This is a genomic window from Streptomyces sp. NPDC058373 (assembly GCF_042723275.1).
Lineage (GTDB): Bacteria > Actinomycetota > Actinomycetes > Streptomycetales > Streptomycetaceae > Streptomyces.
Genome location: NZ_JBHXJE010000041.1, coordinates 1 through 24,596, shown reverse-complemented (window position 1 = coordinate 24,596; position 24,596 = coordinate 1). Strand labels below are relative to the sequence as shown.

Below are 24,596 nucleotides of genomic sequence, written 5' to 3'. Positions count from 1 at the left end.
CCTACGACGGCCGGACGGGCAGCTTCCGCGTCGGCCCGGCGGCAGCCTCGCCCTCGCGACCGCCCTGCGCGCCCCTCCCGAGCGCCGCACGCGCCCGGCGCACCACCGCGTCCCGCACCCCACCGCACCGACGGCCCACCCACAGCAGGAAGAGCGTCGGCAGGAAGACCGAGTCCGCCGCGATCATCGCCAGCGAGAAGAACGGGAGCCCCAGCAGCACCGCGATGGCCAGGTGCTCGGCCATCATCAGCACCAGCAGCGCGTTCTTGGCCCGTCGGTCGAGCAGCGCGAACGGGAACGCCACCTGCGTCAGTACCGTCCCGTACGTCACCACCAGCATCAGCAGCCCGTGCCCGGCCAGCATCTGCGAGAGGCCGGGCCACGGCGAGAACGACTCCAGCTGCAACGGGTAGTAGACCGCCGTGCCGTCCTGCCAGCGGGAGCCCTGGATCTTGTACCAGCCGGCGGTCGCGTAGATCAGGCAGGTCTCCACCATGATCAGTAGCAGGGCGCCGTTGTGCACCAGATGCGCCACCACATCGCTCAGCAGGTACGCCTGCCCGTCCGGCGCCCGGCGCCCGAGCCACCACCACACCGCCTGCCCGATCAGCACCACCCAGAAGAAGAGCAGCCACCCCCAGCCGGCCGCCCCGAGGACCGTCACCGCCGCCAGGGCCGCCGCGCTCCCCGCCCACAGCACCGGTCCGGCCCGGTCCGCCCACGGCTCGCGCCCGGCGGCCCCCGCCCGCGCCGCCCGGCGCGCGTCCAGCGACCAGACCTGGCCGCACCGGGTCAGCACCAGGTACATCGCCAGCAGGTGGACGACGTTGTCCCCGCCGTCGCCGACGAAGATGTTCCGGTTCTGCAGCGACAGCACGCCCACCATGAACAGCACGGACATCGTCCGCGTCCGCCAGCCGACCAGCAACAGCGCGCTCGCCACCACCGCCAGCGCGTACACCGCCTCGAACCAGAGCCGCCCGTCCGACCACATGAGCAGGGTGAACGCGTCGTTCCCCGCGATCAGCCGACGCGCCATCGACCAGCCCCACGGCCCCTCGGGCCCGTAGAGCAGATGCCGGTGCGGGAACTCCCGCAGCAGGAAGAGCAGCCACGTCCCCGCCAGCCCGATCCGCACCACGGCGGTCTGGTACGGCCCGAGCGACCGCGAGGTCACCAGGTGCACACCCCGCGCGAACCCGGCCAGAGCCGTCCTCATCGCGCGCCCCCCGCCTCGTTCGCGCCCCGGCCGCCCCGGGCGGCGCCGTCCCGCCGCAACTGCAGGCTCCCGCCGAGCGGCACGTCCGCGTCCGTCACCGACCACCACGTCAGCTCGCGGTCGACCGGCTCCCGGCTCACCTTCTCGTCGCTCCACGGCGGCGGCTGCACCTGCGTGGTGCGCGACCGCACCTGTATCCGGTCGATCACGCCGTCCCGCGTTCCGTCCAGCTCCGTCCTCAGCCGCGCCAGCACGATCCGGCGTACGTACTGCTCGGAGAGCTCGCCCCGCACGCCGTTCGGGACCCCGGCGCTGTCGTGCGAGTTGACGTAGAAGTCCCAGCCCCGCCGCAGCAGGTTCTGCCGGGTGTGGCTCGGCAGCGGGTCCCCGTCGATCGCCGCGCCGTCCAGCGCCGACAGGTCGACCCACCGGGTACGCCCCACCGTCCCGTCCTCCGCCAGGATCTCGGCCCGCGCCTGTACGGCGATGTTCTGCTGCAAGGGGTTGGGCGCGAACAGCTTCCAGTTCTGCTCGAACTCCGGGTAGACGTAGTCGTCCACCGCCTGGCCGTGCTGCTTGGTCACCGTGTTGGCGGGCGCGACGTGCAGGAACACCATCATCACGTGCACCCCCACCCCCACCGCCACCAACGCCAGCACCACCGCCGCCACCACCTGGTTCCCCACCCGCAACGCCCCGATCCCGGGACCCGCGGCGCCCGGCTCGGGGGCGGGGCCGGTGGCCGCCGGGACGGGCGGGGGAGCGGTGCGGGGTGCGCCGGGGACCAGCGGGGCCGGGGTGGAAAGGCCGCTCACGGCGCCGGCGGTGTACGCGGTGCTGCCCGGGAAGCGGTACGCGGTGCCGTCCCGGAAGGAGATGGCCCCGGCGGGGTCGGCTGCGGAGGCGGCGGCCTGGTCCGACGCGTCGGCCTCGTCGGCTCGGCCGGACTCGTGGGCGCGCACGTCTTGGCCGGACTCGCCGGGCCGGTCGGCCTGGTCTGCGCGATCGGCCTGGTCTGCCTGGTCTGCCTGGTCGGACGCGTCGGCTCGGTCGGCCTGCTCAGCCTTGTCGAACTTGCCGGCCTCATGAGCCCGTTCGGCCTGCTCGGCCTGCTCGGCCTTGTCGAACTCGTCGGGACCACCGGCCTGATCGGCCAGTTCACCGTCGTCCGGTCGCGGGGACGCCTCGCCCGGGGAGGGCGCTCGGGAAGCGGGATGCTCCGAGGAAGGCGTCCGCTGGGCGCCGATCCCCCGCCGGGGCGGGTACGGGCCGTCCGTCTCCCTCGCCTCGACGTCCGTCGCCGGGGTCGCCTCCGCGTCCCCGGCGCCGCCGTATCCGTCCATCCGACCCGTCCCCGTTCACCGTGCGGCGGCGCTCATGGGCCGCCCCGCGCAGAAACCGTACTCACGGCACGATCCCCGCGCAGGGCCCCCGCCCACTCCTCCGCACTCCCGCCACGAACCCGCCCCGGCTCCGGGACGGACTGGGGTAGCGCACACGCCGCCGCGGACCGGCCACAGCGCGGCTGGCCCGGCGCCGGCCGCACCGCCGTCGGCGAGGGGGCCCGCCTCAGGCGACGAACCCCGGCTGCCCCTTCTCGTCCACCAGCGGCCGCCCCGCGAACTCCCAGGCCCGCATACCGCCCTCGACGTTCACCGCGTCGATCCCCTGCTGCCGCAGGTACATCGCCACCTGCGCCGACCGGGCCCCGGACCGGCAGATCACGTTGACCCGCCCGTCCTGCGGCGCCGCCTCGGTCAGCTCGCCGTACCGCTCGACGAAGGCGCTCATCGGGATGTGGAGCGCGTCGGCGGCGTGGCCCGCGTTCCACTCGTCGTCCTCCCGGACGTCCAGCAGGAAATCCTCGCCGGACAACGCTCCGACCTCGACCGTGGGTACCGCAGATCCGAAATGCATGAACCCGACGCTACCGGACGGGCCACGCCCTCCCCCGCCCCTGAGGAGGCGGGGACGACCACGGAGCGAGGCAGGTCAGCCCAGCAGCGCGGTCAGCTCCCGCTCACGCTCGGCGACCTCGCCGAGGAGCTGCTCGGCGATCTGGTCGAGCAGCCGGTCGGGGTCGTCCTGCGCCATGCGCAGCATCGAACCGATGGCCCCGTCCTCCAGCTCCTTGGCGATCAGCGTCAGCATCTCCTTGCGCTCGGCCAGCCACTCCAGCCGCGCGTACAGCTCCTCGCTCCGGCTCGGCGGCTGCTCCTCGGGAGCCGGACCCGCCTCCCACTCGGCCGTCAGCGCCCGCAGCGCCTCCTCGTCGCCGAGCGTGTACGCGTTGTTGACCCGGGCGATGAAGGCGTCGCGGCGAGCCCGCTCGGCCTCCCCCTGCGCCAGGTCGGGGTGGGCCTTGCGCACCAGGTCCCGGTAGAGGCGGCGCGCGTCGGCGCTCGGGCGGACCCGCTGCGGCGGGCGCACCGGCTGATCGGTGAGCATGGCGGCGCCCTCGGGGGAGAGCCCCTCGGAGTCGATCCAGCCGTGCAACAGCTCTTCCACGCCCGGCAACGGCATCACCCGCGCCCTGGCCTCCCGGGCCAGCCGCAGATCCTCGGCGTCACCGGTCCGCGCCGCCTTCGCCTCGGCGATCTGCGCGTCCAGCTCATCGAGCCGGGCGTACATCGGGCCGAGCTTCTGGTGGTGCAACCGGGAGAAGTTCTCGACTTCCACCCGGAAGGTCTCCACCGCGATCTCGAACTCGATCAGCGCCTGCTCCGCCGCCCGGACCGCCTTCTCCAGCCGCTCCTCCGGCCGCCGCGGCGCCTCCTCGGCCCCGGCCCCGGCCCCGGCGCCGGCGCCCGCACCGAACGTCCCGGTCGGCCCGGCAGCCCCAGTGGAACCGGGGGCCCCAGCCGCCTCGGAAGGCCCTGCGGGCCGCTGAGCCTCGCCCACGGAAGGAGCCGCAGCGGCGCCCGCATCCTGGTCGGCGGGCACACCACCGGTGGCCGCCCCACCCTGCGGTTCCTCATCGGCACGGGACGGCGCCCCGCCGGCGGCCCCCCCTGCGGAGGGCACGCCCGAGGAAGGCTCTTCCGGGGCGGAGTCGGCGGGCAGAGATTCGGCTTCCGGGCTCGTCACCCGTCCAGCCTAGGCCCTTCCGTCAAACCCCCGCGCCGGTCACCTCGGACGGCGGAATCCAGCAGCCACCCCGCGCCCGTGGCTCCCTCCCCCTCTTACCGCGACCGCCCCGGCCGCCCCGACCGCCAAACACCCCTTCTCCGTCAGCACCCATCTCCCCTACACCCCCACCTCCGCCTCCAACCGCCCCGCCCGCACCGCCGTCACCAGTGCCGCGTGATCCGCCTCCGTACGATCCGCGTAGGCCACGGCGAAGGCCGCCACCGCCTCGTCCAAGGCCTCCCCCTTGCCGCAGTACCCGGCTATGTGGCGCGGGTCGGCGCTGTGCGCATGGGCCCGGGCGAGCAGCGCCCCGGTCATCCGGGCGTAGTCGTCCACCTGGTCGGCCGGGAGCGCGGCCGGGTCGACACTCCCCTTGCGGTTCCTGAACTGCCGTACCTGGTAAGGACGTTGATCCACGGACGTCCAACCGAGCAGAACGTCGCTCACGACCTGGATCCGCTTCTGCCCCAGCACCACGCGCCGTCCCTCGTGACCGGCCTCGGGGACGGCGAACCCGGCCCGCCCCAGATGCGGGCCCAGCACCGACGGCCGGGCCTCCTTGACCTGGAGCACCAGCGGCTCGCCCCGGTGGTCGAGGAGCAGGACGACGTAGGACCGGGTGCCGACGCTGCCGGTGCCGACCACGCGGAAGGCCACGTCCTGGATCGCGTACCGCGCGAGCAGCGGCAGCCGGTCCTCGGGGAGGGTGTTGAGGTACGGGCCGAGGGCGGCGGCGACCCGCGCGGCCTCGTCCTCCGGGATGCGGGTCAGCACCGGTGCCGCGTCGACGAAGCGGCGGCTGCCGTCGGCCGCGGCCTCGGTGGACCTGGCGGCGAAGCGGGCGCTGGTGTTGCGCCGCGCCTTCTCGGCCACCCTGCCGAGGGTGCCGAGGAGGTCCCGGGCGTCGGCGTGCGAGACCAGCTCCTCGTCGGCCACGGCGTTCCACGCGTCGGCCACGGGCATCCGGGCGAGCAGCCGCATCGTCCGCCGGTAGGCGCCGGCGGCGTCCCGCGCGGCGGCCAGGCACCCGGCCTCGTCCGCCCCGGCCTCGCGTCCGGCCAGCACCAGCGAGGCGGCGAGCCGCTTCAGGTCCCACTCCCACGGGCCGTAGACCGTCTCGTCGAAGTCGTTGAGGTCCATGACGAGCCCGCCGCGGGCGTCGCCGTAGAGGCCGAAGTTCCCCGCGTGCGCGTCTCCGCACAGGTGGGCCCCGATCCCGGTGACCCGCGTCCGCGCCAGGTCGTACGCCATGAGCCCGGCCGAACCGCGCAGGAAGGCGAACGGGCTCGCCACCATCCGCCCGACCCGGATCGGCGTCAGCTCGCGGAGCCGGCCCCGGTTGGACTCCTCGACGGCCGTCACCGGATCGGGCCGGTCCGTGTCGAGCACCAGGTCGGCGTGGGTCCTGCGCGGCACCCGCCCGCGCAGGGCCTTGCCCGCGCGCCGGGGATCGTCGCGCTCCGGCCAGCTCGCGAACCCCGCCACCCGGGACAGTTTCGCGGCCCGCGCCGAGGGGATGGCGCCCGTGCCCCCGGCCACGCGGGACCCGCCCACCAGCGGAACTCCGGCCTCCTCGTCCAGCACCGCACCGCCACCGCCCACGGCCGGCCCGCTCGCCACCGCCACCGTCTCCGTCACTGGAACCGCCTCCCCCTCGAAAGCCCCGCCGCGTTCCCCTCCCAGCCCGTCACGGACACTCGCCCGCACCACGCCAGGGCAGGTCGTCTCGCGCCGCCCACCGCCCGCCCGTCGCGTACGGAAGGCCCTGCGAGAGCGACCGTACCGCCGCCGCGGACACCCCGCCGAGGCCTGTGGACAACCCCGCCCACCGCACCGCTTGTGGAGAACTCCGTCCCCCACACGGGTCACAGAAACCTCACGCACCCCACCGCCCCCACGGCTCCCGAGCCCGCTCCGGGACTGACCGCCCCAGTCGGCCTCAGCCCTCCCGCGTCACCTCGCACCCCGTGCCCGGCTCTCCGCCCGCCCCGCCCAGCAGGTGCTTCTCCCCCCAGCACCGGAGGGCGGACAGCGCGGGGCCGAGCTCCGCCCCGGGCTCGGTGAGCCGGTAGGAGACGCGCAGCGGTGGGCCCTCCGCCACCTCGCGGAGGACGAGCCCGGCCGCGGTCAGCTCCGTCAGACGGTCGGAGAGCATCCGCTCGCTGATGCCGGGGATGGCGCGCCGCAGGTCGGCGAAGTGCACGGGCTGCGTCATGAGGACGGCGATGATCGGGCCGGTCCAGCGCTTCCCGAGCAGTTCGAAGACCCGGGTGATGCCCAGGTCGACCTTGCCGCAGGCCTCCGGGACGTGCGCGACGTCCCCGCGCTCCTGGGCACCGGCCCCGTTCCGCGCACCGTCGTCCCCGGCGCCGCGCCCGCGCGCGCCGCCCGTTCCCGTGGCCCTGCCGTTGCCCGCCATACCTCTCAGACTACTGGCCACCCCGCACGGGATGAAAAAAAGTAAGTGACTGTGTTATCCATAGTTACGTACGGAACATCAGGCAGGGCCGGGCGCCATCGACGTCGCCGTGCCGGGCCCCGCCTCACCTCCCCCAGGAGACCCCCATGGCCACGCTGCTCCACATCGACTCCGCCATCTCCCCGGCAGGCTCCGCCTCCCGCGAGGTCACCGCCGCCTTCGTCAAGGCCTGGACCGAGGCTCACCCGGACGGGAAGGTCGTCCACCGCGACCTCGCCGCCCACCCGGTGCCGCACCTCGACTTCGCCGCCGTGTCGGCCGGCTACACCGACCCCTCGGAGCACACCGAGGAGCAGCGGGCCGCGGTGGCGCTCCGCGACGAGCTGGCCACCGAGCTGGAGTCGGCGGACGCCGTGCTGCTCGGCGCCCCCATGTACAACTTCACGATCCCCTCGACCCTCAAGGCCTGGCTCGACCAGGTGATCATCGTCGGCCGCACCGGCGGGGAGAGCGGTTCGGTGGCGGGACTGCCCTTCACCGTGGTGGCCAGTCGCGGCGGCTCGTACGCCGAGGGCACTCCGCGCGAGAGCTTCGAGTTCGTCCAGAACTACCTGGAGAAGCTGATGACCGGCATGCTCGGCGCCAAGGTCGACTTCATCGTCCCCGAGCTGACCCTGGCCCCCGTCAACCCGGCGATGTCCGAGCTGATCCCGCTCTTCGAGACCTCCCGTACCAAGGCCCTGGAGGAGGCGGGCGAGAAGGCCCGCGCTCTCGCCGCCCGCCTCACCGAGGCCCCCCAGGCCGCCTGACGCCCACCCCGGCCCCACCCCGCGCCCCGGAACACCTGCGCCCGCCTTCGGCGGAGCCGATCCTTCCGGGGCACGGCGCCGTCCGGGCGCCGGTCGGACGGGGCCGCGCACGGCGACCGGCCAGCCCCTCAACACCCCTGAGACAATCGTCACATCGTACGGTCCGCCGTCGCGCCGGCAAACGGGCCGCACCCCCGCACCGCCACCCACCGCCGCCCTGGAACCGCCCACCGGGAGCGGAGCCGCGGGGAGGGCGAGCCCCTCAGTACCCCCCGCGGAACGCGCACGAACAGGAGAAGCGGGCACAACGAAAACCGGGCCCCCACCAGAACTTTCGTCCTGATGGAGACCCGGTCTCCATGGTGCGCGAGGGGGGAGTTGAACCCCCACGCCCTTTCGGGCACTGGAACCTGAATCCAGCGCGTCTGCCTATTCCGCCACCCGCGCATTGGGTGTTGCCTTCCGGTCCGTCCCCTGGTGGGGCGCGGCGCCTTCCGACATCCAGAAGATTAGCACGGTGCCCAGGCTGGAATCACATCGCTTTCCCCGTGCCCGTCCGCGACCCGCCGTCGCGGCGGAATGCAATCCTCCGCGGTCCCCTTCCTCGCGCCTTCCCACCCGTCCCGCTCCACGACTCCGGCCGCGTACGCCCCGTACCGTCCCGGGATCGCCCTCTCGCCCCCTCCCGGGCGCGGTCGGCGGGGAGGCGATTCGCCGCCGGGCGCTCCCGTCCCCGTCGGGCATACGCGACACTGAACAGGGAGAGCGCCGAAGAAGCGTGGTGCGCACGCGGCGGCACGCAGTGCGGCGTGACCCGTGAAAGGGTCCGGACCGCGTCCGCGAGGACGCTGCCCGGCCGGTGCGGCACCCGGCAGCGGGCGCCGGGACCCAGGACCCTGGCAAGGCCACCCGTGGCCGTGGCAGGGTCCCACGGGAAGGTTCGCCCCGAGTCGTGAATCGGCGTGCGCGGGGCATGTCTTGTGAGGGGCGACACTCGTGGGCGGGGCCGACAGGGGGAACCAGCCGATTTCCCGGCGCGTGGATACGATCAGTAAGCAGTACCAGGAAGCCAACGACGGAGGAGGTGCCCCATGGGAGTCCTGAAGCGTTTCGAGCAGCGGCTCGAGGGTTTGGTCAACGGCACCTTCGCCAAGGTCTTCAAGTCCGAGGTGCAGCCGGTCGAGATCGCCGGCGCACTCCAGCGCGAGTGCGACAACAACGCGACGATCTGGAACCGCGACCGCACGGTCGTCCCCAACGACTTCATCGTCGAACTCTCCACCCCGGACTTCGAGCGGCTCAGCCCGTACTCGGGCCAGTTGGGCGACGAGTTGTCCGGCATGGTCCGGGACTACGCCAAGCAGCAGCGGTACTCCTTCATGGGCCCGGTCAAGGTCCACCTGGAGAAGGCCGACGACCTCGACACCGGCCTGTACCGCGTCCGCAGCCGCACCCTGGCCTCCAGCACCTCGCAGACCCCGGGCAGCGCTCCCGCACCCGGCGGCCACGCGTACCCTCCGGCACCCTCCCAGGGCGGCCACGCCCCCGCTCCCGGCCATCCGGCCCCGGGCGGTTACGGCTACCCGCAGCCCCCGGCCTCCCCGCCTCCCATGCCCGCCGGCCCCCCGCCCGGGACGCACGGCGGGGCACAGGGCGTCGGGCCCTCGCTCGCCGGGGCGGGCGCCACCACCCGGCGCTGGATCGAGATCAACGGCAACCGCCACCAGATCTCCCGCTCCACCCTCGTACTCGGCCGCAGCACCGAGGCCGACGTGCGCATCGACGACCCCGGAGTCTCCCGCAGACACTGCGAGATCCGGACGGGTTCGCCCTCCACGATCCAGGACCTCGGGTCGACCAACGGCATCGTGGTGGACGGACAGCACACCACCCGCGCTACGCTCCGCGACGGCTCGCGAATCGTCGTGGGCAACACCACCATCATTTACCGGCAAGCCGAAGGGTGAAGCGGGGGCAATGTCAGAGCTGACCCTGACGGTCATGCGGCTGGGTTTCCTGGCCGTTCTGTGGCTGTTCGTGATCGTGGCCGTCCAGGTCATCCGGAGCGACCTGTTCGGCACGCGCGTCACACAGCGCGGAGCGCGGCGGACCGCCGACGCACGTCCGCAGCAACAACGCCAGCAGGCCGCGCCGCCGCAGCAGCGCGCCCAGGGCGGTTCGAACCGCCAGCGCCGCGGGGCGCCGACGAAGCTGGTGGTGTCCGAAGGGTCACTCACCGGCACCACCGTCGCCCTCCAGGGGCAGACGATCTCGCTCGGCCGCGCCCACGACTCCACGATCGTGCTGGACGACGACTACGCCTCCAGCAGGCATGCCAGGATCTACCCGGACCACGACGGCAAGTGGATCGTCGAGGACCTCGGGTCGACCAACGGCACCTACCTCGACCGGACCCGGCTCACCACCCCGACACCGATTCCGCTGGGCGCACCGATCCGTATCGGCAAGACCGTCATCGAGCTGCGGAAGTAGTACGACAATGAGCGAGCGGAGCGAGCGGGCCGTCGTGATCCACCGCCAGGATCCGATTCAGGAGGCGCTCCCGACCGGAGGGTGGGCAGTGTGGCTCGATCAGACCGGCTGTACCCGGAACCGTCGACAGGCGAGGTGCGGCGCATGAGCCTGTCACTGCGGTTCGCCGCGGGGTCGCACAAGGGCATGATCCGGGAGGGGAACGAGGACTCCGGTTACGCCGGCCCCCGCCTCCTCGCCATCGCCGACGGCATGGGCGGCCAGGCCGCGGGTGAGGTGGCCAGCTCCGAGGTCATCACGACCCTCGTGGAGCTGGACGACGAGATCCCCGGCTCCGACATCCTCACCTCCCTGGGCGCCGCCGTGCAGCGCGCCAACGACCAGCTCCGGGTGATGGTTGAGGAGGACCCCCAGCTGGAGGGGATGGGCACCACGCTCACCGCCCTGCTGTGGACCGGCCGGCGCCTGGGCCTGGTGCACGTCGGCGACTCCCGCGCGTACCTCCTGCGGGACGGGGTGCTGACGCAGATCACGCAGGACCACACCTGGGTGCAGCGCCTCGTCGACGAGGGCCGCATCACCGAGGAGGAGGCGACGACGCACCCGCAGCGCTCGCTGCTGATGCGCGCGCTGGGCAGCGGCGACCACGTCGAGCCCGACCTCTCCATCCGCGAGGTCCGCGCCGGCGACCGGTACCTGATCTGCTCCGACGGCCTCTCCGGCGTCGTCTCCCACCAGACGATGGAGGAGGCCCTCGCCAGCTACCAGGGCCCGCAGGAGACCATCCAGGAGCTGATCCAGCTCGCCCTGCGCGGCGGCGGACCGGACAACATCACCTGCATCGTCGCCGACGTCCTCGACGTCGACTCCAACGACACCCTCACCACCCAGCTCAACGACACCCCGGTCGTCGTCGGCGCGGTCGCGGAGAACCAGCACCAGCAGCAGGACAGCGGTGCCATGGAGACCCCGGCCGGGCGCGCGGCGGGCCTCGGCCGTCGGCCGTCCGCCCCCAGCGGCTCCTTCGGCCCGCCCGGAAGCGGCGCCTCCGCCGAGTACGCCCCGGAGAACTCCTTCGGCGCGTACGGCGACGGGGACTTCGAGAAGCCGCGGCGCGGCCGCGCCTGGCTGAAGCGGTCCCTCTTCACGGTGCTGGCCCTCGCGGTCGTCGGCGGCGGCCTCTACGGCGGCTACCGCTGGACCCAGACCCAGTACTACGTGGGAACCAAGGACGACCATGTCGCCCTCTTCCAGGGCATCAACCAGGATCTGGCCTGGGTGTCGCTCTCCAAGGTCCACCGCGACCACCCCGAGATCGAACTCAAGTACCTCCCGCCCTACCAGCGCAAGCAGGTGGAGGCGACCATCGCCGAGGGCGGCATGGACGAGGCGAGGGGGAAGGTCGAGGAACTGAGCGTCCAGGCGTCCGCCTGCAAGAAGGACGCCGAGCGCCGCGCCGCCGCGCAGAAGCAGCAGCAGGAGGACGCGAAGCCCGGCAAGGGCGACTCCGACGCGGCCGGTGACCTCGCCGACGACCCGAAGAGCAAGAACAAGTCCGATGCCACTCCCACGCCCGGCCCCAGCCTCTCGGAGGAAGAGCAGAAGCTGGTCCCGCTGTGCGGTAAGCAGTAAGCAGCCGTTGGGGGCCTTTTCACGCCATGAGCAGTAGTACGACACAGACTTCCACCATCGGGGCGATCGGCGCGCCGAGCCGCCGCAACACCGAGCTAGCCCTGCTGGTGTTCGCGGTGGTCATCCCCGTGTTCGCGTACATCAACGTGGGCCTCGCGATCAACGGCGAGATCCCCACCGGCCTCATTGGCTACGGCATCGGCCTCGGCCTGCTGGCGGGCGTGGGCCACATCGTGGTGCGCCGCTTCGCGCCCTACGCCGACCCGCTGCTGCTCCCCGTGGCCACCCTCCTCAACGGGCTCGGCCTGGTGCTGATCTGGCGCCTGGACCAGTCGGAGCGGCTGCAGGCGCTGGCCAGGAAGGCGTACGGCTCCTTCTCGCCCTCCGCCCCCAGCCAGTTGATGTACTCCGCGATCGGCATCGCCTTCTTCGTCGCCGTGGTGGTGTTCCTCAAGGACCACCGCATCCTCCAGCGGTACACGTACATCTCCATGGTGGGCGCGCTGATCCTGCTGCTGCTGCCGCTCGTGCCCGGTCTGGGCACGGACGTCTTCGGCGCCAAGATCTGGATCAGGGTGGCCGGATTCTCCATCCAGCCCGGTGAGTTCGCGAAGATCGTCATCGCGATCTTCTTCGCCGGGTACCTGATGGTGAAGCGCGACGCCCTCGCCCTGGCCAGCCGCCGGTTCATGGGGCTCTACCTGCCGCGCGGCCGCGACCTCGGCCCGATCCTGATGATCTGGGCGGTCAGCCTCCTCGTCCTCATCTTCGAGAACGACCTCGGCACCTCGCTGCTCTTCTTCGGCATGTTCGTGATCATGCTGTACGTCGCCACCGAGCGGACGAGCTGGATCGTCATCGGCCTGGGCATGGCCGCCGCGGGCGCCGTCGGTGTCGCCTCCTTCGCCTCCCACGTGAAGCTCCGCGTCAACGCCTGGCTCGATCCCTTCGGCTGCTACGTGGACTCGGGGGCCTGCGAGCAGATCGGCCAGTCGATCATGTCGTTCGGCTCCGGCGGGGTGCTCGGCACCGGCCTCGGGCAGGGCGACTCCGACCTCATCGGCTTCGCCGCCAACTCCGACTTCATCTTCTCCACCGTCGGCGAGGAGCTGGGCCTGGCCGGAGTCATGGCCTTCTTCCTCCTCTACGCGCTGATCATCGAGCGGGGCGCCCGCACCGCGCTGGCCGCCCGCGACCCCTTCGGCAAGCTCTTCGCCATCGGCCTGACCGGCGCCTTCGCCCTCCAGGTCTTCGTGGTCGCCGGCGGCGTGATGGGCCTCATCCCGCTCACCGGTATGACCATGCCGTTCCTCGCGTACGGTGGTTCGTCGGTGCTCGCCAACTGGGCGCTGGTCGCCATCCTGATCCGCATCAGTGACACCGCCCGCCGTCCCGCCCCGGCGCCGGCTCCTTCCCCCGACGCCGAGATGACCCAGGTGGTGCGCCCGTGAACAAGCCCCTGCGCCGGATCGCGATCTTCTGCGGGCTGCTGGTCCTCGCCCTGCTGCTGCGGGCCAACTGGATCCAGTACGTACAGGCGGACTCGCTCGCCACGCACGACAAGAACCGCCGCGTCTCCATCGAGCGGTACGCCCAGCCGCGCGGCGACATCATCGTGGACGGCAAGTCCATCACCGGCTCCAAGGCCACCGAGGGCACCGACTACGAGTACAAGCGCACCTACAAGAACGGCGAGATGTGGGCCCCCGTCACCGGGTACGCCTCGCAGCTCGTCGGCGCCTCGCAGCTCGAGAACCTCGAGGACGGCATCCTCACCGGCAACGACGACCGCCTCTTCTTCCGCCGCACGCTCGACATGCTGACCGGCAAGAAGAAGGAGGGCGGCAACGTCGTCACGACGCTCAGCGAGAGCGCCCAGAAGGCGGCGTTCGAGGGCCTCGGCGACCGCAAGGGCGCCGTCGCCGCGCTCGACCCGTCGACCGGCGCGATCCTCGCCCTCGCCTCCACCCCGTCCTACGACCCCGGAGTCTTCGCCGGGATCACCAACAAGGACGGCGAGGAGTTCTCCAAGCTCGACAAGAACGAGGACAAGCCGCTCGTCAACCGCGCGCTGCGCGAGACGTACCCGCCCGGCTCGACCTTCAAGGTCCTCACGGCGGCAGCCGCCCTGGAGCACGGGCTGGTCACCGACATCGACGCGAAGACCGACACGCCGCTTCCGTGGATCATGCCGGGCACCACGACGCCGCTGCCGAACGAGGGCAACATCCCTTGTAAGGACGCCACCCTCCGCGACGCGCTGCGGGTCTCCTGCAACACCGTCTTCGGCAAGATCGGCTCCGATCTCGGCAAGGACAAGATGCTGGAGACGGCCGAGAAGTTCGGCTTCAACGAGGAGCAGTTCACCCCGGTCCGCTCCAACGCCTCGGTCTTCCCCAAGGAGATGGACAAGTCGCAGACCGCGCTCTCCTCCATCGGCCAGTTCGACACCGCCGCCACCCCGCTCCAAATGGCCATGGTCACCTCGGCCATCGCCAACGACGGTGTCCTCATGGAGCCGTACATGGTCAGCCAGCTGCAGGCGCCGGGCCTCGACACCATCGAGACGCACGAGCCGAAGAAGATGAGCGAGCCGCTCTCCAAGGAGAACGCGCAGAAGCTCCAGCAGATGATGGAGACGGTCGTCAACGACGGCACGGGCAGCAACGCGCGCATCCCGGGCGTCACCGTCGGCGGCAAGACCGGTACCGCACAGCACGGTGTCGACAACAGCGAGAAGCCGTACGCCTGGTTCATCTCCTACGCCAAGACGGCCGAGGGCTCCCCGGTGGCGGTCGCGGTGGTTGTCGAGGACGGCAGTGCCGACCGCCAGGACATCTCGGGTGGCGGTCTCGCCGCGCCCATCGCCAAGTCCGTCATGGAGGCGGTCGTGAACAACAAGAAGTGAGCCCGCGGCCGGCTATGGCCCCCGTCACGGTCCGGTAGTTGTGGATCTTCACGCGCGGGGATACCGGTCAGGTATCAGCTCACGGCCAGGGCCGGACCGGCCTGTGCGGGGCGGGTACCGTATGGCCGGGCAGCACACCGCCGGACCACACACGGGTGCGGTCGGGACCGACGGAGAGAGCTGGTAGGTAGCTATGGAAGAGCCGCGTCGCCTGGGCGGCCGGTACGAGCTGGGCTCGGTGCTCGGCCGTGGTGGCATGGCCGAGGTGTACCTCGCCCACGACACGCGTCTCGGCCGGACCGTCGCCGTGAAGACGCTCCGGGCCGACCTCGCCCGCGACCCGTCCTTCCAGGCCCGGTTCCGCCGTGAGGCCCAGTCGGCCGCCTCGCTCAACCACCCGGCGATCGTCGCCGTCTACGACACGGGCGAGGACTACGTCGACGGGGTCTCGATCCCGTACATCGTCATGGAGTACGTCGACGGCTCCACCCTCCGTGAACTGCTGCACTCCGGCCGCAAGCTGCTGCCGGAGCGCTCCATGGAGATGACGATCGGCATCCTCCAGGCGCTGGAGTACTCGCACCGGGCGGGCATCGTCCACCGCGACATCAAGCCGGCCAACGTGATGCTGACCCGCAACGGCCAGGTCAAGGTCATGGACTTCGGCATCGCCCGGGCCATGGGCGACTCCGGCATGACGATGACGCAGACCTCCGCCGTCATCGGCACCGCCCAGTACCTCTCTCCGGAGCAGGCCAAGGGCGAGCAGGTCGACGCCCGCTCCGACCTGTACTCCACGGGCTGCCTGCTCTACGAGCTGCTCACCGTCCGGCCGCCCTTCGTCGGGGACTCCCCGGTCGCCGTCGCCTACCAGCACGTGCGCGAAGAGGCCCAGGCGCCGAGCGTCTTCGACCCCGAGATCACGCCCGAGATGGACGCCATCGTCCTGAAGGCCCTGGTCAAGGACCCGGACTACCGCTACCAGTCGGCCGACGAGATGCGCGCCGACATCGAGGCGTGCCTCGACGGCCAGCCCGTCGGCGCCACCGCCGCCATGGGCGCGGTCGGCTACGGCGGCTACCCGGACGACCAGCCGACCACGGCGATGCACCCGCAGGACGCCGCCGCCACCTCCATGCTCCCGCCGGCCAACCCGGACGACGGCGGCTACGGCTACGACGACCGGCCCGGGCGCCGCCGCCAGCAGCCGAAGAAGAACACCAACATCTCGACGATCCTGCTGATCGCCGCGGGCATCCTGGTCCTGATCGGCGCCATCTTCATCGGCAAGTCGGTCTTCGGCGACAAGGGCGGCGACACCAAGGTCAACGTCCCGAACTTCGTCGGGAGCACCGAGGCCCAGGCCAAGAAGAAGGCCGAGAACGTCGACCTGAAGCTGGACGTCTCCGCCCGCGAGGAGTGCGAGGACCAGCCGGCGAAGCACATCTGCAGCCAGGACCCCGAGCCGGGCAGCGGCGAGAGTGGCAAGGTCGAACGCGGCAGCACCGTCACCGTGGTCGTCTCCACCGGCGCGCCGAAGATCACGGTGCCGGACGTCAAGGGGCTCTCCTACGAGAAGGCCGAGGAGCAGCTCCAGTCCAAGGGCTTCACCGACATCGAGCGGAAGAACGAGGAGTCCGACCAGACCCCCGGCACGGTGATCGGCCAGGACCCCGACCGCGACTCCGAGGTCGAGAAGGGCTCCACCATCACGCTGACCGTCGCCAAGGAGAAGGCGATGACGGCGGTGCCGGACGTCAGCGGCAAGACCTGTGAGGAGGCGACCTCGCAGCTCGAAGGCAGCGGCCTCAAGGCCAACTGCGTCGAGGAGGAGAACGAGGCGGAGGCCGGCAAGGTCTTCTCGCAGACCCCCTCGCCCCAGTCCCAGGTGCAGCCCGGTTCCACGGTCACCGTGAAGATCGCCAAGGCGGCCGAGAAGGTCAAGGTTCCGGGCGGCCTGCGCGGCCAGAAGCTCGGTGACGTGAAGAAGGCGCTGACCGACGCGGGGCTGACGGTCGGCAACATCGCCGGCTCGCAGGACGACAACTCGCTCGTCGCCGCCCTCGACCCGGGTGAGGACGCGGAGGTCCCGAAGGGCACCGCGGTCAACCTGACCACCGTCGGCCCGCCCGGCGAGGACGGCGGCAACTTCTTCGGCGGGCGCGGGGACTGACCCCGCCACCAGCGGCGAACGCCCGAAGCCCCGGCACCGGATCACCGGTGCCGGGGCTTCGTCGTTCCCCGACCGCGCGCCGAAGGCGGGCGGTACGGCGCTTGCCGGGCTCCGGTGGCTACACCCCCTAGCGGAGTTCGGCGGGAGGCGTGCGCTGGTTGTCGACCTTCTCGACGCGGTCCAGCTCGCCCCAGACGATGTAGCGGTAGTCCGAGGTGTAGACCGGCGTGCAGGTGGTCAGCGTGATGTAGCGGCCGGGCTTCTTGGCGCCTGACCCCTTCGGGACGGCGTCCAGGACCTCCACGTTGTACTTGGAGGTCTCCGGCAGGATCGCGTACGTCTTGTAGACGTACCAGGAGCCCTTCGTCTCGAAGACGATCGGATCGCCCTTCTTGATCTTGTCGATGTTGTGGAACTTGGCGCCGTGCCCGTCGCGGTGGGCCGCGAGGGTGAAGTTGCCCTTGTCGTCGGCCGGAAGCGCCGACTTCACCGGGTCCGTGTAGTACCCCGCGACACCGTGGTTGAGGATGTCGCTCTCGGTGCCCTTCCTGACGAGCACCTCGCCGTTCTTCATCGACGGGACGTGCAGGAAGCCCACGCCGTCCTTGGTGTCGAGCTCTCCTGGACCCCCGGCCCAGCGGTCGCGGACCGCGTCCCCCTGCTTGCCGGCCTCGCGGTCGGCGACGACGTTGGTCCACCAGAGCGAGTAGGCGACGAAGAGACCGAGGATGACGCCCGCGGTGATCAGCAGTTCCCCGAAGAGCCCGACCGTTGTCGCGATGATGCCGCGCTTGCGTCCGCGCGGTGCGACGACGGACTCCTCGTCCGTCCTGTCCTGCGTCTTCGTCGCTGCCACTGACCCTGCCCCGTCCGTCCGGTCCGACTCAATCGACGAGCGCATCCGGCTTGCCCTTGCTGCGCGGCCGTTCCTCGACCATCTTGCCCCAGACGATCATCCGATACGTACTGGTGAATTCCGGGGTGCAGGTGGTGAGCGTGATGTACCGGCCCGGCTTGGTGAACCCCGATCCCGCGGGCACCGGGTCGATGACAGCGGTGTTCGACGGGGGCGTCTGCGGCAGGATGCTCGCCATCTCGTACACGTAGTAGGTGTCCTGGGTCTCCACCACGATCGGGTCGCCCGGGGTGAGCCGGTTGATGTACCGGAAGGGCTCGCCGTGGGTGTTCCGGTGGCCCGCGACGGCGAAGTTCCCCTCCTTCGCCTCGGGCAGCGCCGTCTTCAGCGCGCCCTCCGCGTAGTGGCCCGCCATGCCCCGGTCGAGCACGCGCTGCTTGTCGATGCCGGAGGCGACCGGGACGACGACGTCCAGCTTCGGGATGTGCATGATGGCGAAACCCTGCCCGGCCTCGAACGCCCCCGGCTTCCGCTTCCCCTGCTCCCAGTCCTGCTGAAGGCTGTTGGCGGCCCCGTCGGCCTGGTGCTGAGCTCGCACATTGGTCCACCAGAGCTGGTACGTCACGAAGAGCAGCATCAGTACGCCGATCGTGATGAACAGCTCGCCGACCGCCCGGCTGGCGACCGTGGCGGCGCTCGGCTTCCGCGCCCGCTCGGCCCGCCGCGCCTCGACACGGGTACGGGGGCGGTCGCGCGGCCCGGTGTCCGGTGAGGCGTCGCCGTCCTGCCCCTGCGGGCCGTCGGCCGGCGCTGATCCGGCGCGGCGTCGGCCGCCCCCGGCCCGCCGTCCACCCGACCGCGCGTTCCGCTTGGCGGCCTTGCGCCGGGCGGCCCGTCCGCCCTCAGCACCGTCGCTCCCGGCCGGCCGGTCGCCGTCCGGGTCCCGGTCCTGGCCGTCGCTGTCCCCGGCTGTGCGCACGGGGTCTGCGGTGTGGAGCGCCATCGTCTCGTCGTCGCGGGGGAGGGCGTCCGGCGTGGGGCTGTACGGCTCCGGCGGTGGCTGGGGGGCCGCGGGCCGGGCCGGGTCGCCGTGGGGCTGGGGAGAGGGCTCCGGCTGCCCGTACGTCTCGGTGGGGGCGGGGTAGGCATCCGGCAGGCCGTACCCTCCTTGAGCGTCGTACGGGGCCTGCTCGGCGTACGGGGGTTGCTCGGCGTAGGCGGGCTCGGTGCCGTACGCGTGCGGGGCCGCAGGGGGCTGGTAGGCCGACGGCGGGGGCACCGTGTAGGGATCGGCGGGTGCCGGGGCGTACGGGTCGGCAGAGGGGTGCTGGGGCGCGGGGTCGCCCTGGTGCTGTTCGGCGCGGAACCACGGGGAGCTGTGTCCGCCGGCGAGCACGTCGGGGAGCGGGCCCGTGAGCGGGTCGACCGGGCCCCCGGCGGCCGTCTCGCGCTCGGGCCGCAGCTCGGTCACTCCGTGGCCTTGCCCACCACCGGCGCGAGCCCCCTCGACCGGCCGACGGCCCCGGTGTCGCCGCACTCCGCCAGCCAGTTGGCGAGCATGAGGTGCCCGTGCTCGGTGAGGACCGACTCCGGGTGGAACTGAACGCCCTCGACGGGCAGTTCGCGGTGGCGGACGCCCATGATGATGCCGTCGGCGGTGCGGGCGGTGACCTCCAGCTCCTCGGGCATCCGCAGGGGCTCGGCCGCCAGCGAGTGGTACCGGGTCGCGATGAAGGGGGAGGGGAGCCCCGCGAAGACGCCCTGGCCCTCGTGGAGCACCGGGGAGGTCTTGCCGTGCAGCAGTTCCGGGGCGCGGTCCACGACGCCGCCGTAGGCGACCGCCATCGACTGCATGCCGAGGCAGACACCGAAGACCGGGACGCCGGTCTCCGCGCAGTGCCGCACCATGTCGACGCAGACGCCGGCCTGTTCGGGTGCGCCAGGGCCGGGGGAGAGCAGGACGCCGTCGAAGCCGTCCTGCGCGTGGGAGGTCCGCACCTCGTCGTTCCGGACGACCTCGCACTCGGCACCGAGCTGGTAGAGGTACTGCACGATGTTGAAGACGAAGCTGTCGTAGTTGTCGACGACCAGGATGCGTGCGCTCATCGGGTCACTCCACGGGCGTCGTCGACAGTCACGTCGTTGAAGGGAAGCAGCGGCTCGGCCCACGGGAAGACGTACTCGAAGAGCGCGTAGACCGCGGCGAGTGCGAGAACCAGAGAGATGAACGCCCTCACCCAGGCATTGCCCGGCAGATGCCGCCAGATCCAGCCGTACATGCCGTCCCCACTTGTCCTGCCCCACACGGTGGTTGACCGCTGGGCATACCGACTCACGTAGTTGCAGCACCAGACTAAAGGGATCAGCCATCTCCCCGGGGCGTCCCCACGGAATGCGGGACTTGCCACACCGGCGGGCGGGAGCGGGGAGCCGATGTTTCACGTGGAACCAGGGATGTTTCACGTGAAACCACCGCGATGTTTCACGTGAAACGTCGCGAGAGTCCGGAGACCCGCCCGCGCGAGGGTCCGGAGCCCGCGAGGGAAGGGGCCGAAGGCCTCAGGAGGTCGGCTTCGCGTAGTGCAGGTCGGCGGTTCCGGAGTAGCCGGGAAGCTTGGTCTTCTCGGCGTCCTCGACGTTCCAGCCGAGGCCGTAGGCGTTGACGTAGAGCATGTAGTTCTGGATCTCCGGGGAGGCGGCCAGCGCCTGCTTCAGTTTCTCCTGGTCGCCCACGGCCGTGACCGTGTAGGGCGGCGAGTAGACGCGCCCCTGAAGGATCAGGGTGTTGCCCACGCAACGGACCGCGCTGGTGGAGATCAGCCGCTGGTCCATGACCTTGATGCCCTTGGCGCCACCCTTCCACAGGGCGTTCACCACGGCTTGCAGGTCCTGCTGGTGGATCACCAGGTCGTTCGGATGGGGGTCGGGGTAGCCCGGCAGCTTGGCGGTGGCGTCGGGCGGGGCGTCCGCCAGCGTCACGGAGACGGAGGAGCCGGAGATCGCCTTGGTCCCGGCGGACCTCTCCAGGGCGCCGAGCTTCGCGTCCTCGGCCTGGGTGCTGCCGTCGTCCCGCTCGGCGAGCGACTCGACCTCTCTACGCAGCGCGCTGTTGGCCTCGTCCAGCTCACCGTTCTTGTGGCTGCGGTCGCGGATGAGGTCCGAGAGCTTCAGCAGGGCGGTGTCGGTGCGGATGTTGGTCCCGCGGGCCGTGTTGAAGCTGGTCACGAAGATCAGGCCGGCCAGCGCGAAGACGCCCACGGTGAGAAGACGCACGGGACGCCATCGGAATCGCCCACGGTCAGGACTGGAGTCCGCGTGGGGTGAGTCGGCAGAATTGCTCAACGTACCCTTGCTCTCCTTCGGCACCACGGAAGCACTACGCTAACGGACGGCCGGGGGAGACCACACCGCCCCGGTGCCACTCGCCCGGAGCCAGCCACCGTCCCCCTGCGCGGCCACGCAGCGCATCGACAGGAGAGACCCTCGTGCCGAAGTCACGTATCCGCAAGAAGGCTGATTACACGCCGCCCCCGGCGAAGCAGTCCACCGAGATAAAGCTCACCAGCCGCAGCTGGGTGGCTCCGGTGATGCTCGCCCTGTTCCTGATCGGCCTGGCGTGGATCGTCGTCTTCTACCTGACGGACGGCGGCCTCCCGATCGACGCGTTCGGCAACTGGAACATCGTCATCGGCTTCGGTTTCATCGCCGCGGGGTTCGGCGTCTCCACGCAGTGGAAGTAGCCGCCCCGCCCGCAGCACTTCCGGCTCTCTGAGGCAAGCCCTGCCCCAAGCTATCCACTGGGTTATCCACACCTGGGGAAAAGATCGGAAGATCTGTGGATAACTCATCTGCGGTTGACGCCGATATGACCGGCCGCCGATGCGTAGGAGCTCTGTTCGCCCCTTGCCTCTTCTGGAAAGCTCCAGGTCAGAGGCGAGGGGCGCAGTTTTTCCGCACCCCGTGCACAAGATCCGGCACAGACTGTGGATAACCCTCGAATCGCAATTCGAACATGTGTACAACCACCGCGTGTCACTAGGCCGTACGGGTTGCGCACACCCCGATGTACACAGGTGGCTGTGAGTACCTGCTAGAAGCGGTACGCCTCGCGGATCCGTCGGCGGGCACCTCGGCGCCGTGGCTCAGCTCAGCGCCATCGACCGAGCGACGATCATGACCAGGACGGCCACCAGGACCGCCCCGCAAGTGCCCCACTGGACCAGCGCCCGCCGCCCGCGCGGTGCGTGGACCATGCCGTACCCGATGATCACTCCGGCGACCAGGCCGCCGACATGCGCCTCCCAGGCGATGCTGCCCCGGGCGTACAGAGTGAAGGCCAGGTTCAGGCCGAGGAGGATGAGGACGGGCCGGAGGTCGTAGTTGAGGCGCCGCATCAAGATCGCGGTGGCGCCCATCAGGCCGAAGATCGCGCCCGAGGCGCCGAGCGAGGGCTGGCCGGGGGCGGCGATGACATAGGTGAGCGCGCTGCCGGCCAGGCCGGAGATCAGGTAGAGCGCCAGGAAGCGGACCCGGCCGAGGGCGGACTCCAGCGGTCCGCCGAGCCACCAGAGCCCGAGCATGTTGAAGCCGAAGTGCCAGAACTCCTGGTGCGCGAACATCGAGGTGACCAGCCGGTACCACTCACCGGCCGCCACACCCATGGCCGGTTCCCAGCCGGACCCCGGCGGGGGGAAGGCGCCGACCAGGACCAAGTGCATGACGAACTCGTCGCCCATCGCCAGGATGGCGACGAAGACGGCGGCGTTGAGCCCCAACAGGATCTTGGTGATGAGCCGGGGGTCGGCCGCGATGGTGCCGCCGGCGATGGTCCGCGGCGCGTTCACCGGGGAGGAGCCGGTGCCCGAGCCACCGCGGACGCAATCCGGGCACTGGAAGCCGACCGAGGCGCTGACCATGCACTCAGGGCAGATGGGCCGCTCGCAGCGAACGCAACTGATCCCGGTCTCGCGCTCCGGATGCCGGTAACAGCCTGGCAGGCTGTGCGCGTCCCGCGCGCCCTGCGCTCCGGATGGGCCCTGATCCATGGGACCTCTTCCCCTCAAACAGTCCTCGTACGGCGGTCCGGACCACGCGGCCAACGCGCCGCCCCGCCCATCCTCTGTACGGATGGGCGGGGCGGAAAGGTTCCCTGCGCGAGTTCACCGGGAAACGGCGAACCGTTGAGGACTCAGCCCTCGCGGTTCTCCACCACGACCGACTCGATGACCACGTCGTTGACGGGGCGGTCGGTGCGCGGGTTGGTCTGGAGGGCCGCGATCTCGTCGACGACCTTCTGGCTCGCCTCGTCCACGACCTCACCGAAGATGGTGTGCTTGCGCGTCAGCCAAGCGGTCGGGGAGACGGTGATGAAGAACTGCGAGCCGTTGGTGCCCGGGCCGGCGTTGGCCATGGCCAGCAGGTAGGGCTTATCGAAGGCGAGGTCCGGGTGGAACTCGTCGGCGAACTGGTAGCCCGGGCCACCGGTGCCGTTGCCCAGCGGGTCTCCGCCCTGGATCATGAAGCCGCTGATCACGCGGTGGAAGACCGTGCCGTCGTACAGCTTGTCCGTCGTCTTCTCGCCGGTCTCGGGGTTCACCCACTCGCGCTCACCCTGGGCGAGCTCGACGAAGTTCTTGACCGTCTTCGGCGCGTGGTTCGGCAGAAGCCGGACCTGGATGTCGCCGTGGTTGGTCTTCAGGGTGGCGTAAAGCTGCTCAGCCACGATCTGCCTTCCGTTGTCCTCTGTGACGCACCGATCCTCGCACGGACCGGACGTGCCGGGCACTTCACTCCCCCGGTTCCGCCGCTTACCCCCTGGGGGCAGTGCCGCGGACGGCCGTTCCCCATCAGGCCCCCTCAAGAGGCAGGACCACCAAGGATCGTGGGAGCCGCGACCGAGGAGTGCCCGGCCGACGAGCGGGCACGCGCTGTGGGGAGGGCCGCCGTGACCACCTGATCGCGGCACAGCATGACCCGGATGCCCGTCCCTGTGTGCTGTGGGCCCCGAAGGAAGGCATCATCGCGAAAAGGGTGGAAAGGCGAGCCATTTGGTGAACTATTCGCCTTCTGGGGCATACCCCAGGCACTCACGTACGCCACCGAGGAGGAGGAACCCGTGACCCGCATCGACAGCGTGCGCGCCGCGACCGGCTCGGCGAAGGAGAGCGCGCGGCACGCCGCGGAGGCGGTGGCTCCCTACGCCGAAACAGCCATGGAACGCGCCGCACACTTCGGGCAGGAGGCCCGCGTCCGGCTCGCACCCAAGGTCTCGCTGGCCGCCGCCCAGGCAGCCGACCAGGCCCGCGTCCGCTACGACGCCCACCTGGCGCCCCATGTGGAGCACGCCCGCGCCCATGTCCCGCCGAAGGTCGACGAGGCCGCTCACAAGGCGGTCGTCCACACCCGCCGCGCCGCGCACCAGGCCGCTGCCTACTCCCGGCCCCGGCTGGAGCAGGCCGTAGCCGCCGCCCAGCCGGCCCGCGAGGAAGCCACCGCCCGGTCGGCCGCCGCTCTGGCCGCCCTGCGGGGCCAGGTCAGCGCCAAGCAGATCGAGAAGCTGGCCCGGAAGAACCAGCGCCGGGGCCGTACCAAGCGCTTCGCTCTCTCCGTGCTGGTGCTCGGAGCCGTGACGGGCGGTGCGCTCGCCGCCTGGAAGTGGTGGGACAAGCAGGCCAACCCGGACTGGCTGGTGGAGCCCCCGGCTCCCACCGAGGTCCCGGACGGGCCGCCGCTCACCTCGGTAGACGGCACCGGGCAGGGTCTCCTCGACCCCGAGGTGCAGGCCAAGCAGGCGGACGCCGAGGCGGACGGCCGTGACGAGGAGGGCGGGTCGAAGTCGGCCTGACCCACGAAGCCGGCCGGGGCTTCCCCGGGTCGGCTCCATGAGGGCGGGGCCCGAAGGTCATCTTCGGGCCCCGCCCTCATGGGTGCGCGGGGGCGATGTTTCACGTGAAACATC

The 24,596-nt window shown here is 71.3% G+C and carries 22 protein-coding genes and 1 tRNA gene; 9 read left to right on the top strand and 14 right to left on the bottom strand.

Translation table 11 applies throughout. From position 1 onward, the window contains the following. Position 1 precedes the first annotated feature (1 nt). The 6 genes from ACFWMZ_RS21705 to ACFWMZ_RS21680 form a co-directional block, all read right to left on the bottom strand. Positions 2–1,219: an HTTM domain-containing protein gene (locus ACFWMZ_RS21705; protein WP_383203511.1), complete on the bottom strand. Its 1,218-nt coding sequence runs from the start codon at positions 1,217–1,219 to the stop codon at positions 2–4. After that, positions 1,216–2,562, bottom strand: coding sequence for a DUF5819 family protein (locus tag ACFWMZ_RS21700; protein WP_383203508.1), 1,347 nt, complete (start codon positions 2,560–2,562; stop codon positions 1,216–1,218). Before ACFWMZ_RS21700 ends, ACFWMZ_RS21705 begins: the two co-directional genes overlap by 4 nt. A 226-nt stretch (positions 2,563–2,788) precedes the next feature. Further along, positions 2,789–3,136: a rhodanese-like domain-containing protein gene (locus tag ACFWMZ_RS21695; RefSeq protein ID WP_383172307.1), complete on the bottom strand. Its 348-nt coding sequence runs from the start codon at positions 3,134–3,136 to the stop codon at positions 2,789–2,791. 75 nt (positions 3,137–3,211) lie between these two features. Continuing rightward, positions 3,212–4,243 (bottom strand): hypothetical protein, encoded by a 1,032-nt coding sequence (locus ACFWMZ_RS21690; protein ID WP_383203505.1) that lies wholly within the window; start codon positions 4,241–4,243, stop codon positions 3,212–3,214. A 222-nt stretch (positions 4,244–4,465) separates the two neighbouring features. Next, positions 4,466–5,887 (bottom strand): DUF2252 domain-containing protein, encoded by a 1,422-nt coding sequence (locus ACFWMZ_RS21685; protein WP_383203553.1) that lies wholly within the window; start codon positions 5,885–5,887, stop codon positions 4,466–4,468. Between the two features lie 400 nt (positions 5,888–6,287). Then, complete coding sequence (locus ACFWMZ_RS21680; protein WP_383172311.1) at positions 6,288–6,767, bottom strand: winged helix-turn-helix transcriptional regulator; 480 nt, start codon at positions 6,765–6,767, stop codon at positions 6,288–6,290. Between the two features lie 146 nt (positions 6,768–6,913). Here ACFWMZ_RS21680 and ACFWMZ_RS21675 point away from each other — a divergent pair, with 146 nt between their 5' ends. Then, positions 6,914–7,576 carry an FMN-dependent NADH-azoreductase gene (locus ACFWMZ_RS21675; RefSeq protein ID WP_383172313.1) on the top strand — a complete coding sequence of 221 codons (663 nt, stop codon included), beginning with the start codon at positions 6,914–6,916 and terminating at the stop codon, positions 7,574–7,576. 360 nt (positions 7,577–7,936) lie between these two features. On the opposite strand, the gene ACFWMZ_RS21670 is transcribed toward ACFWMZ_RS21675, so the two are convergent. Continuing rightward, positions 7,937–8,023, bottom strand: a tRNA-Leu gene (locus ACFWMZ_RS21670). 644 nt (positions 8,024–8,667) lie between these two features. Between ACFWMZ_RS21670 and ACFWMZ_RS21665 the strand changes: the two genes are divergently transcribed. The 6 genes from ACFWMZ_RS21665 (at position 8,668) to pknB (ending at position 16,782) form a co-directional block, all read left to right on the top strand. Next, positions 8,668–9,543, top strand: a complete 876-nt coding sequence (locus ACFWMZ_RS21665; protein ID WP_383172315.1) for an FhaA domain-containing protein — start codon at positions 8,668–8,670, stop codon at positions 9,541–9,543. Between the two features lie 10 nt (positions 9,544–9,553). Next, entirely contained in the window at positions 9,554–10,069 is a 516-nt protein-coding gene (locus ACFWMZ_RS21660; RefSeq protein WP_383172317.1) for an FHA domain-containing protein, read from the top strand. A gap of 144 nt (positions 10,070–10,213) precedes the next feature. Then, the gene (locus ACFWMZ_RS21655) at positions 10,214–11,701 is read left to right on the top strand and encodes a PP2C family protein-serine/threonine phosphatase (protein ID WP_383172319.1); all 1,488 of its coding nucleotides are present in this window, start codon (positions 10,214–10,216) and stop codon (positions 11,699–11,701) included. Positions 11,702–11,727: 26 nt separating this feature from the next. Next, positions 11,728–13,152 carry an FtsW/RodA/SpoVE family cell cycle protein gene (locus ACFWMZ_RS21650; protein ID WP_383172321.1) on the top strand — a complete coding sequence of 475 codons (1,425 nt, stop codon included), beginning with the start codon at positions 11,728–11,730 and terminating at the stop codon, positions 13,150–13,152. Then, positions 13,149–14,609 (top strand): peptidoglycan D,D-transpeptidase FtsI family protein, encoded by a 1,461-nt coding sequence (locus ACFWMZ_RS21645; protein WP_383172323.1) that lies wholly within the window; start codon positions 13,149–13,151, stop codon positions 14,607–14,609. Before ACFWMZ_RS21650 ends, ACFWMZ_RS21645 begins: the two co-directional genes overlap by 4 nt. 193 nt (positions 14,610–14,802) lie before the next feature. Continuing rightward, positions 14,803–16,782 (top strand): Stk1 family PASTA domain-containing Ser/Thr kinase, encoded by a 1,980-nt coding sequence (pknB, locus tag ACFWMZ_RS21640; RefSeq protein WP_383172326.1) that lies wholly within the window; start codon positions 14,803–14,805, stop codon positions 16,780–16,782. A gap of 127 nt (positions 16,783–16,909) precedes the next feature. Here the strand turns inward: pknB and ACFWMZ_RS21635 are convergent, their stop codons facing one another. From ACFWMZ_RS21635 to ACFWMZ_RS21615, 5 genes are all read right to left on the bottom strand, one after another. Next, positions 16,910–17,683, bottom strand: a complete 774-nt coding sequence (locus tag ACFWMZ_RS21635; protein WP_383172329.1) for a class E sortase — start codon at positions 17,681–17,683, stop codon at positions 16,910–16,912. Next, positions 17,667–19,109 (bottom strand): class E sortase, encoded by a 1,443-nt coding sequence (locus ACFWMZ_RS21630; protein ID WP_383203502.1) that lies wholly within the window; start codon positions 19,107–19,109, stop codon positions 17,667–17,669. Before ACFWMZ_RS21630 ends, ACFWMZ_RS21635 begins: the two co-directional genes overlap by 17 nt. Further along, positions 19,106–19,744, bottom strand: coding sequence for an aminodeoxychorismate/anthranilate synthase component II (locus ACFWMZ_RS21625; RefSeq protein ID WP_383172333.1), 639 nt, complete (start codon positions 19,742–19,744; stop codon positions 19,106–19,108). The genes ACFWMZ_RS21630 and ACFWMZ_RS21625 overlap by 4 nt, the downstream gene beginning before the upstream one ends. After that, entirely contained in the window at positions 19,741–19,917 is a 177-nt protein-coding gene (locus tag ACFWMZ_RS21620; RefSeq protein WP_383172335.1) for a hypothetical protein, read from the bottom strand. The genes ACFWMZ_RS21625 and ACFWMZ_RS21620 overlap by 4 nt, the downstream gene beginning before the upstream one ends. A gap of 280 nt (positions 19,918–20,197) precedes the next feature. Continuing rightward, positions 20,198–20,980, bottom strand: coding sequence for a DUF881 domain-containing protein (locus ACFWMZ_RS21615; RefSeq protein ID WP_383172337.1), 783 nt, complete (start codon positions 20,978–20,980; stop codon positions 20,198–20,200). Between the two features lie 143 nt (positions 20,981–21,123). Here ACFWMZ_RS21615 and crgA point away from each other — a divergent pair, with 143 nt between their 5' ends. Next, positions 21,124–21,378: a cell division protein CrgA gene (crgA, locus tag ACFWMZ_RS21610; RefSeq protein WP_383172339.1), complete on the top strand. Its 255-nt coding sequence runs from the start codon at positions 21,124–21,126 to the stop codon at positions 21,376–21,378. A 402-nt stretch (positions 21,379–21,780) separates the two neighbouring features. Here crgA and ACFWMZ_RS21605 read toward each other — a convergent pair whose 3' ends face one another. Next, positions 21,781–22,683, bottom strand: coding sequence for a rhomboid family intramembrane serine protease (locus tag ACFWMZ_RS21605; protein WP_383172341.1), 903 nt, complete (start codon positions 22,681–22,683; stop codon positions 21,781–21,783). A gap of 143 nt (positions 22,684–22,826) precedes the next feature. Further along, positions 22,827–23,360: a peptidylprolyl isomerase gene (locus tag ACFWMZ_RS21600; protein ID WP_383172343.1), complete on the bottom strand. Its 534-nt coding sequence runs from the start codon at positions 23,358–23,360 to the stop codon at positions 22,827–22,829. A 393-nt stretch (positions 23,361–23,753) separates the two neighbouring features. On the opposite strand from ACFWMZ_RS21600, the gene ACFWMZ_RS21595 reads away from it, so the two are divergent. Then, a complete protein-coding gene (locus ACFWMZ_RS21595; protein ID WP_383172345.1) occupies positions 23,754–24,482 on the top strand; it encodes a DUF5324 family protein in 729 nt (242 codons plus the stop codon). Positions 24,483–24,596: the final 114 nt, after the last annotated feature.

Bases quoted from the DNA above. Each gene is read 5' to 3' on its own strand.
- ACFWMZ_RS21705 (WP_383203511.1), bottom strand. From the start codon at position 1,219: ATGAGGACGGCTCTGGCCGGGTTCGCGCGGGGTGTGCACCTGGTGACC.
- ACFWMZ_RS21700 (WP_383203508.1), bottom strand. From the start codon at position 2,562: ATGGACGGATACGGCGGCGCCGGGGACGCGGAGGCGACCCCGGCGACG.
- ACFWMZ_RS21695 (WP_383172307.1), bottom strand. From the start codon at position 3,136: ATGCATTTCGGATCTGCGGTACCCACGGTCGAGGTCGGAGCGTTGTCC.
- ACFWMZ_RS21680 (WP_383172311.1), bottom strand. From the start codon at position 6,767: ATGGCGGGCAACGGCAGGGCCACGGGAACGGGCGGCGCGCGCGGGCGC.
- ACFWMZ_RS21675 (WP_383172313.1), top strand. From the start codon at position 6,914: ATGGCCACGCTGCTCCACATCGACTCCGCCATCTCCCCGGCAGGCTCC.
- ACFWMZ_RS21665 (WP_383172315.1), top strand. From the start codon at position 8,668: ATGGGAGTCCTGAAGCGTTTCGAGCAGCGGCTCGAGGGTTTGGTCAAC.
- ACFWMZ_RS21660 (WP_383172317.1), top strand. From the start codon at position 9,554: ATGTCAGAGCTGACCCTGACGGTCATGCGGCTGGGTTTCCTGGCCGTT.
- ACFWMZ_RS21655 (WP_383172319.1), top strand. From the start codon at position 10,214: ATGAGCCTGTCACTGCGGTTCGCCGCGGGGTCGCACAAGGGCATGATC.
- ACFWMZ_RS21650 (WP_383172321.1), top strand. From the start codon at position 11,728: ATGAGCAGTAGTACGACACAGACTTCCACCATCGGGGCGATCGGCGCG.
- pknB (WP_383172326.1), top strand. From the start codon at position 14,803: ATGGAAGAGCCGCGTCGCCTGGGCGGCCGGTACGAGCTGGGCTCGGTG.
- ACFWMZ_RS21635 (WP_383172329.1), bottom strand. From the start codon at position 17,683: ATGCGCTCGTCGATTGAGTCGGACCGGACGGACGGGGCAGGGTCAGTG.
- ACFWMZ_RS21625 (WP_383172333.1), bottom strand. From the start codon at position 19,744: ATGAGCGCACGCATCCTGGTCGTCGACAACTACGACAGCTTCGTCTTC.
- ACFWMZ_RS21620 (WP_383172335.1), bottom strand. From the start codon at position 19,917: ATGTACGGCTGGATCTGGCGGCATCTGCCGGGCAATGCCTGGGTGAGG.
- ACFWMZ_RS21605 (WP_383172341.1), bottom strand. From the start codon at position 22,683: ATGGATCAGGGCCCATCCGGAGCGCAGGGCGCGCGGGACGCGCACAGC.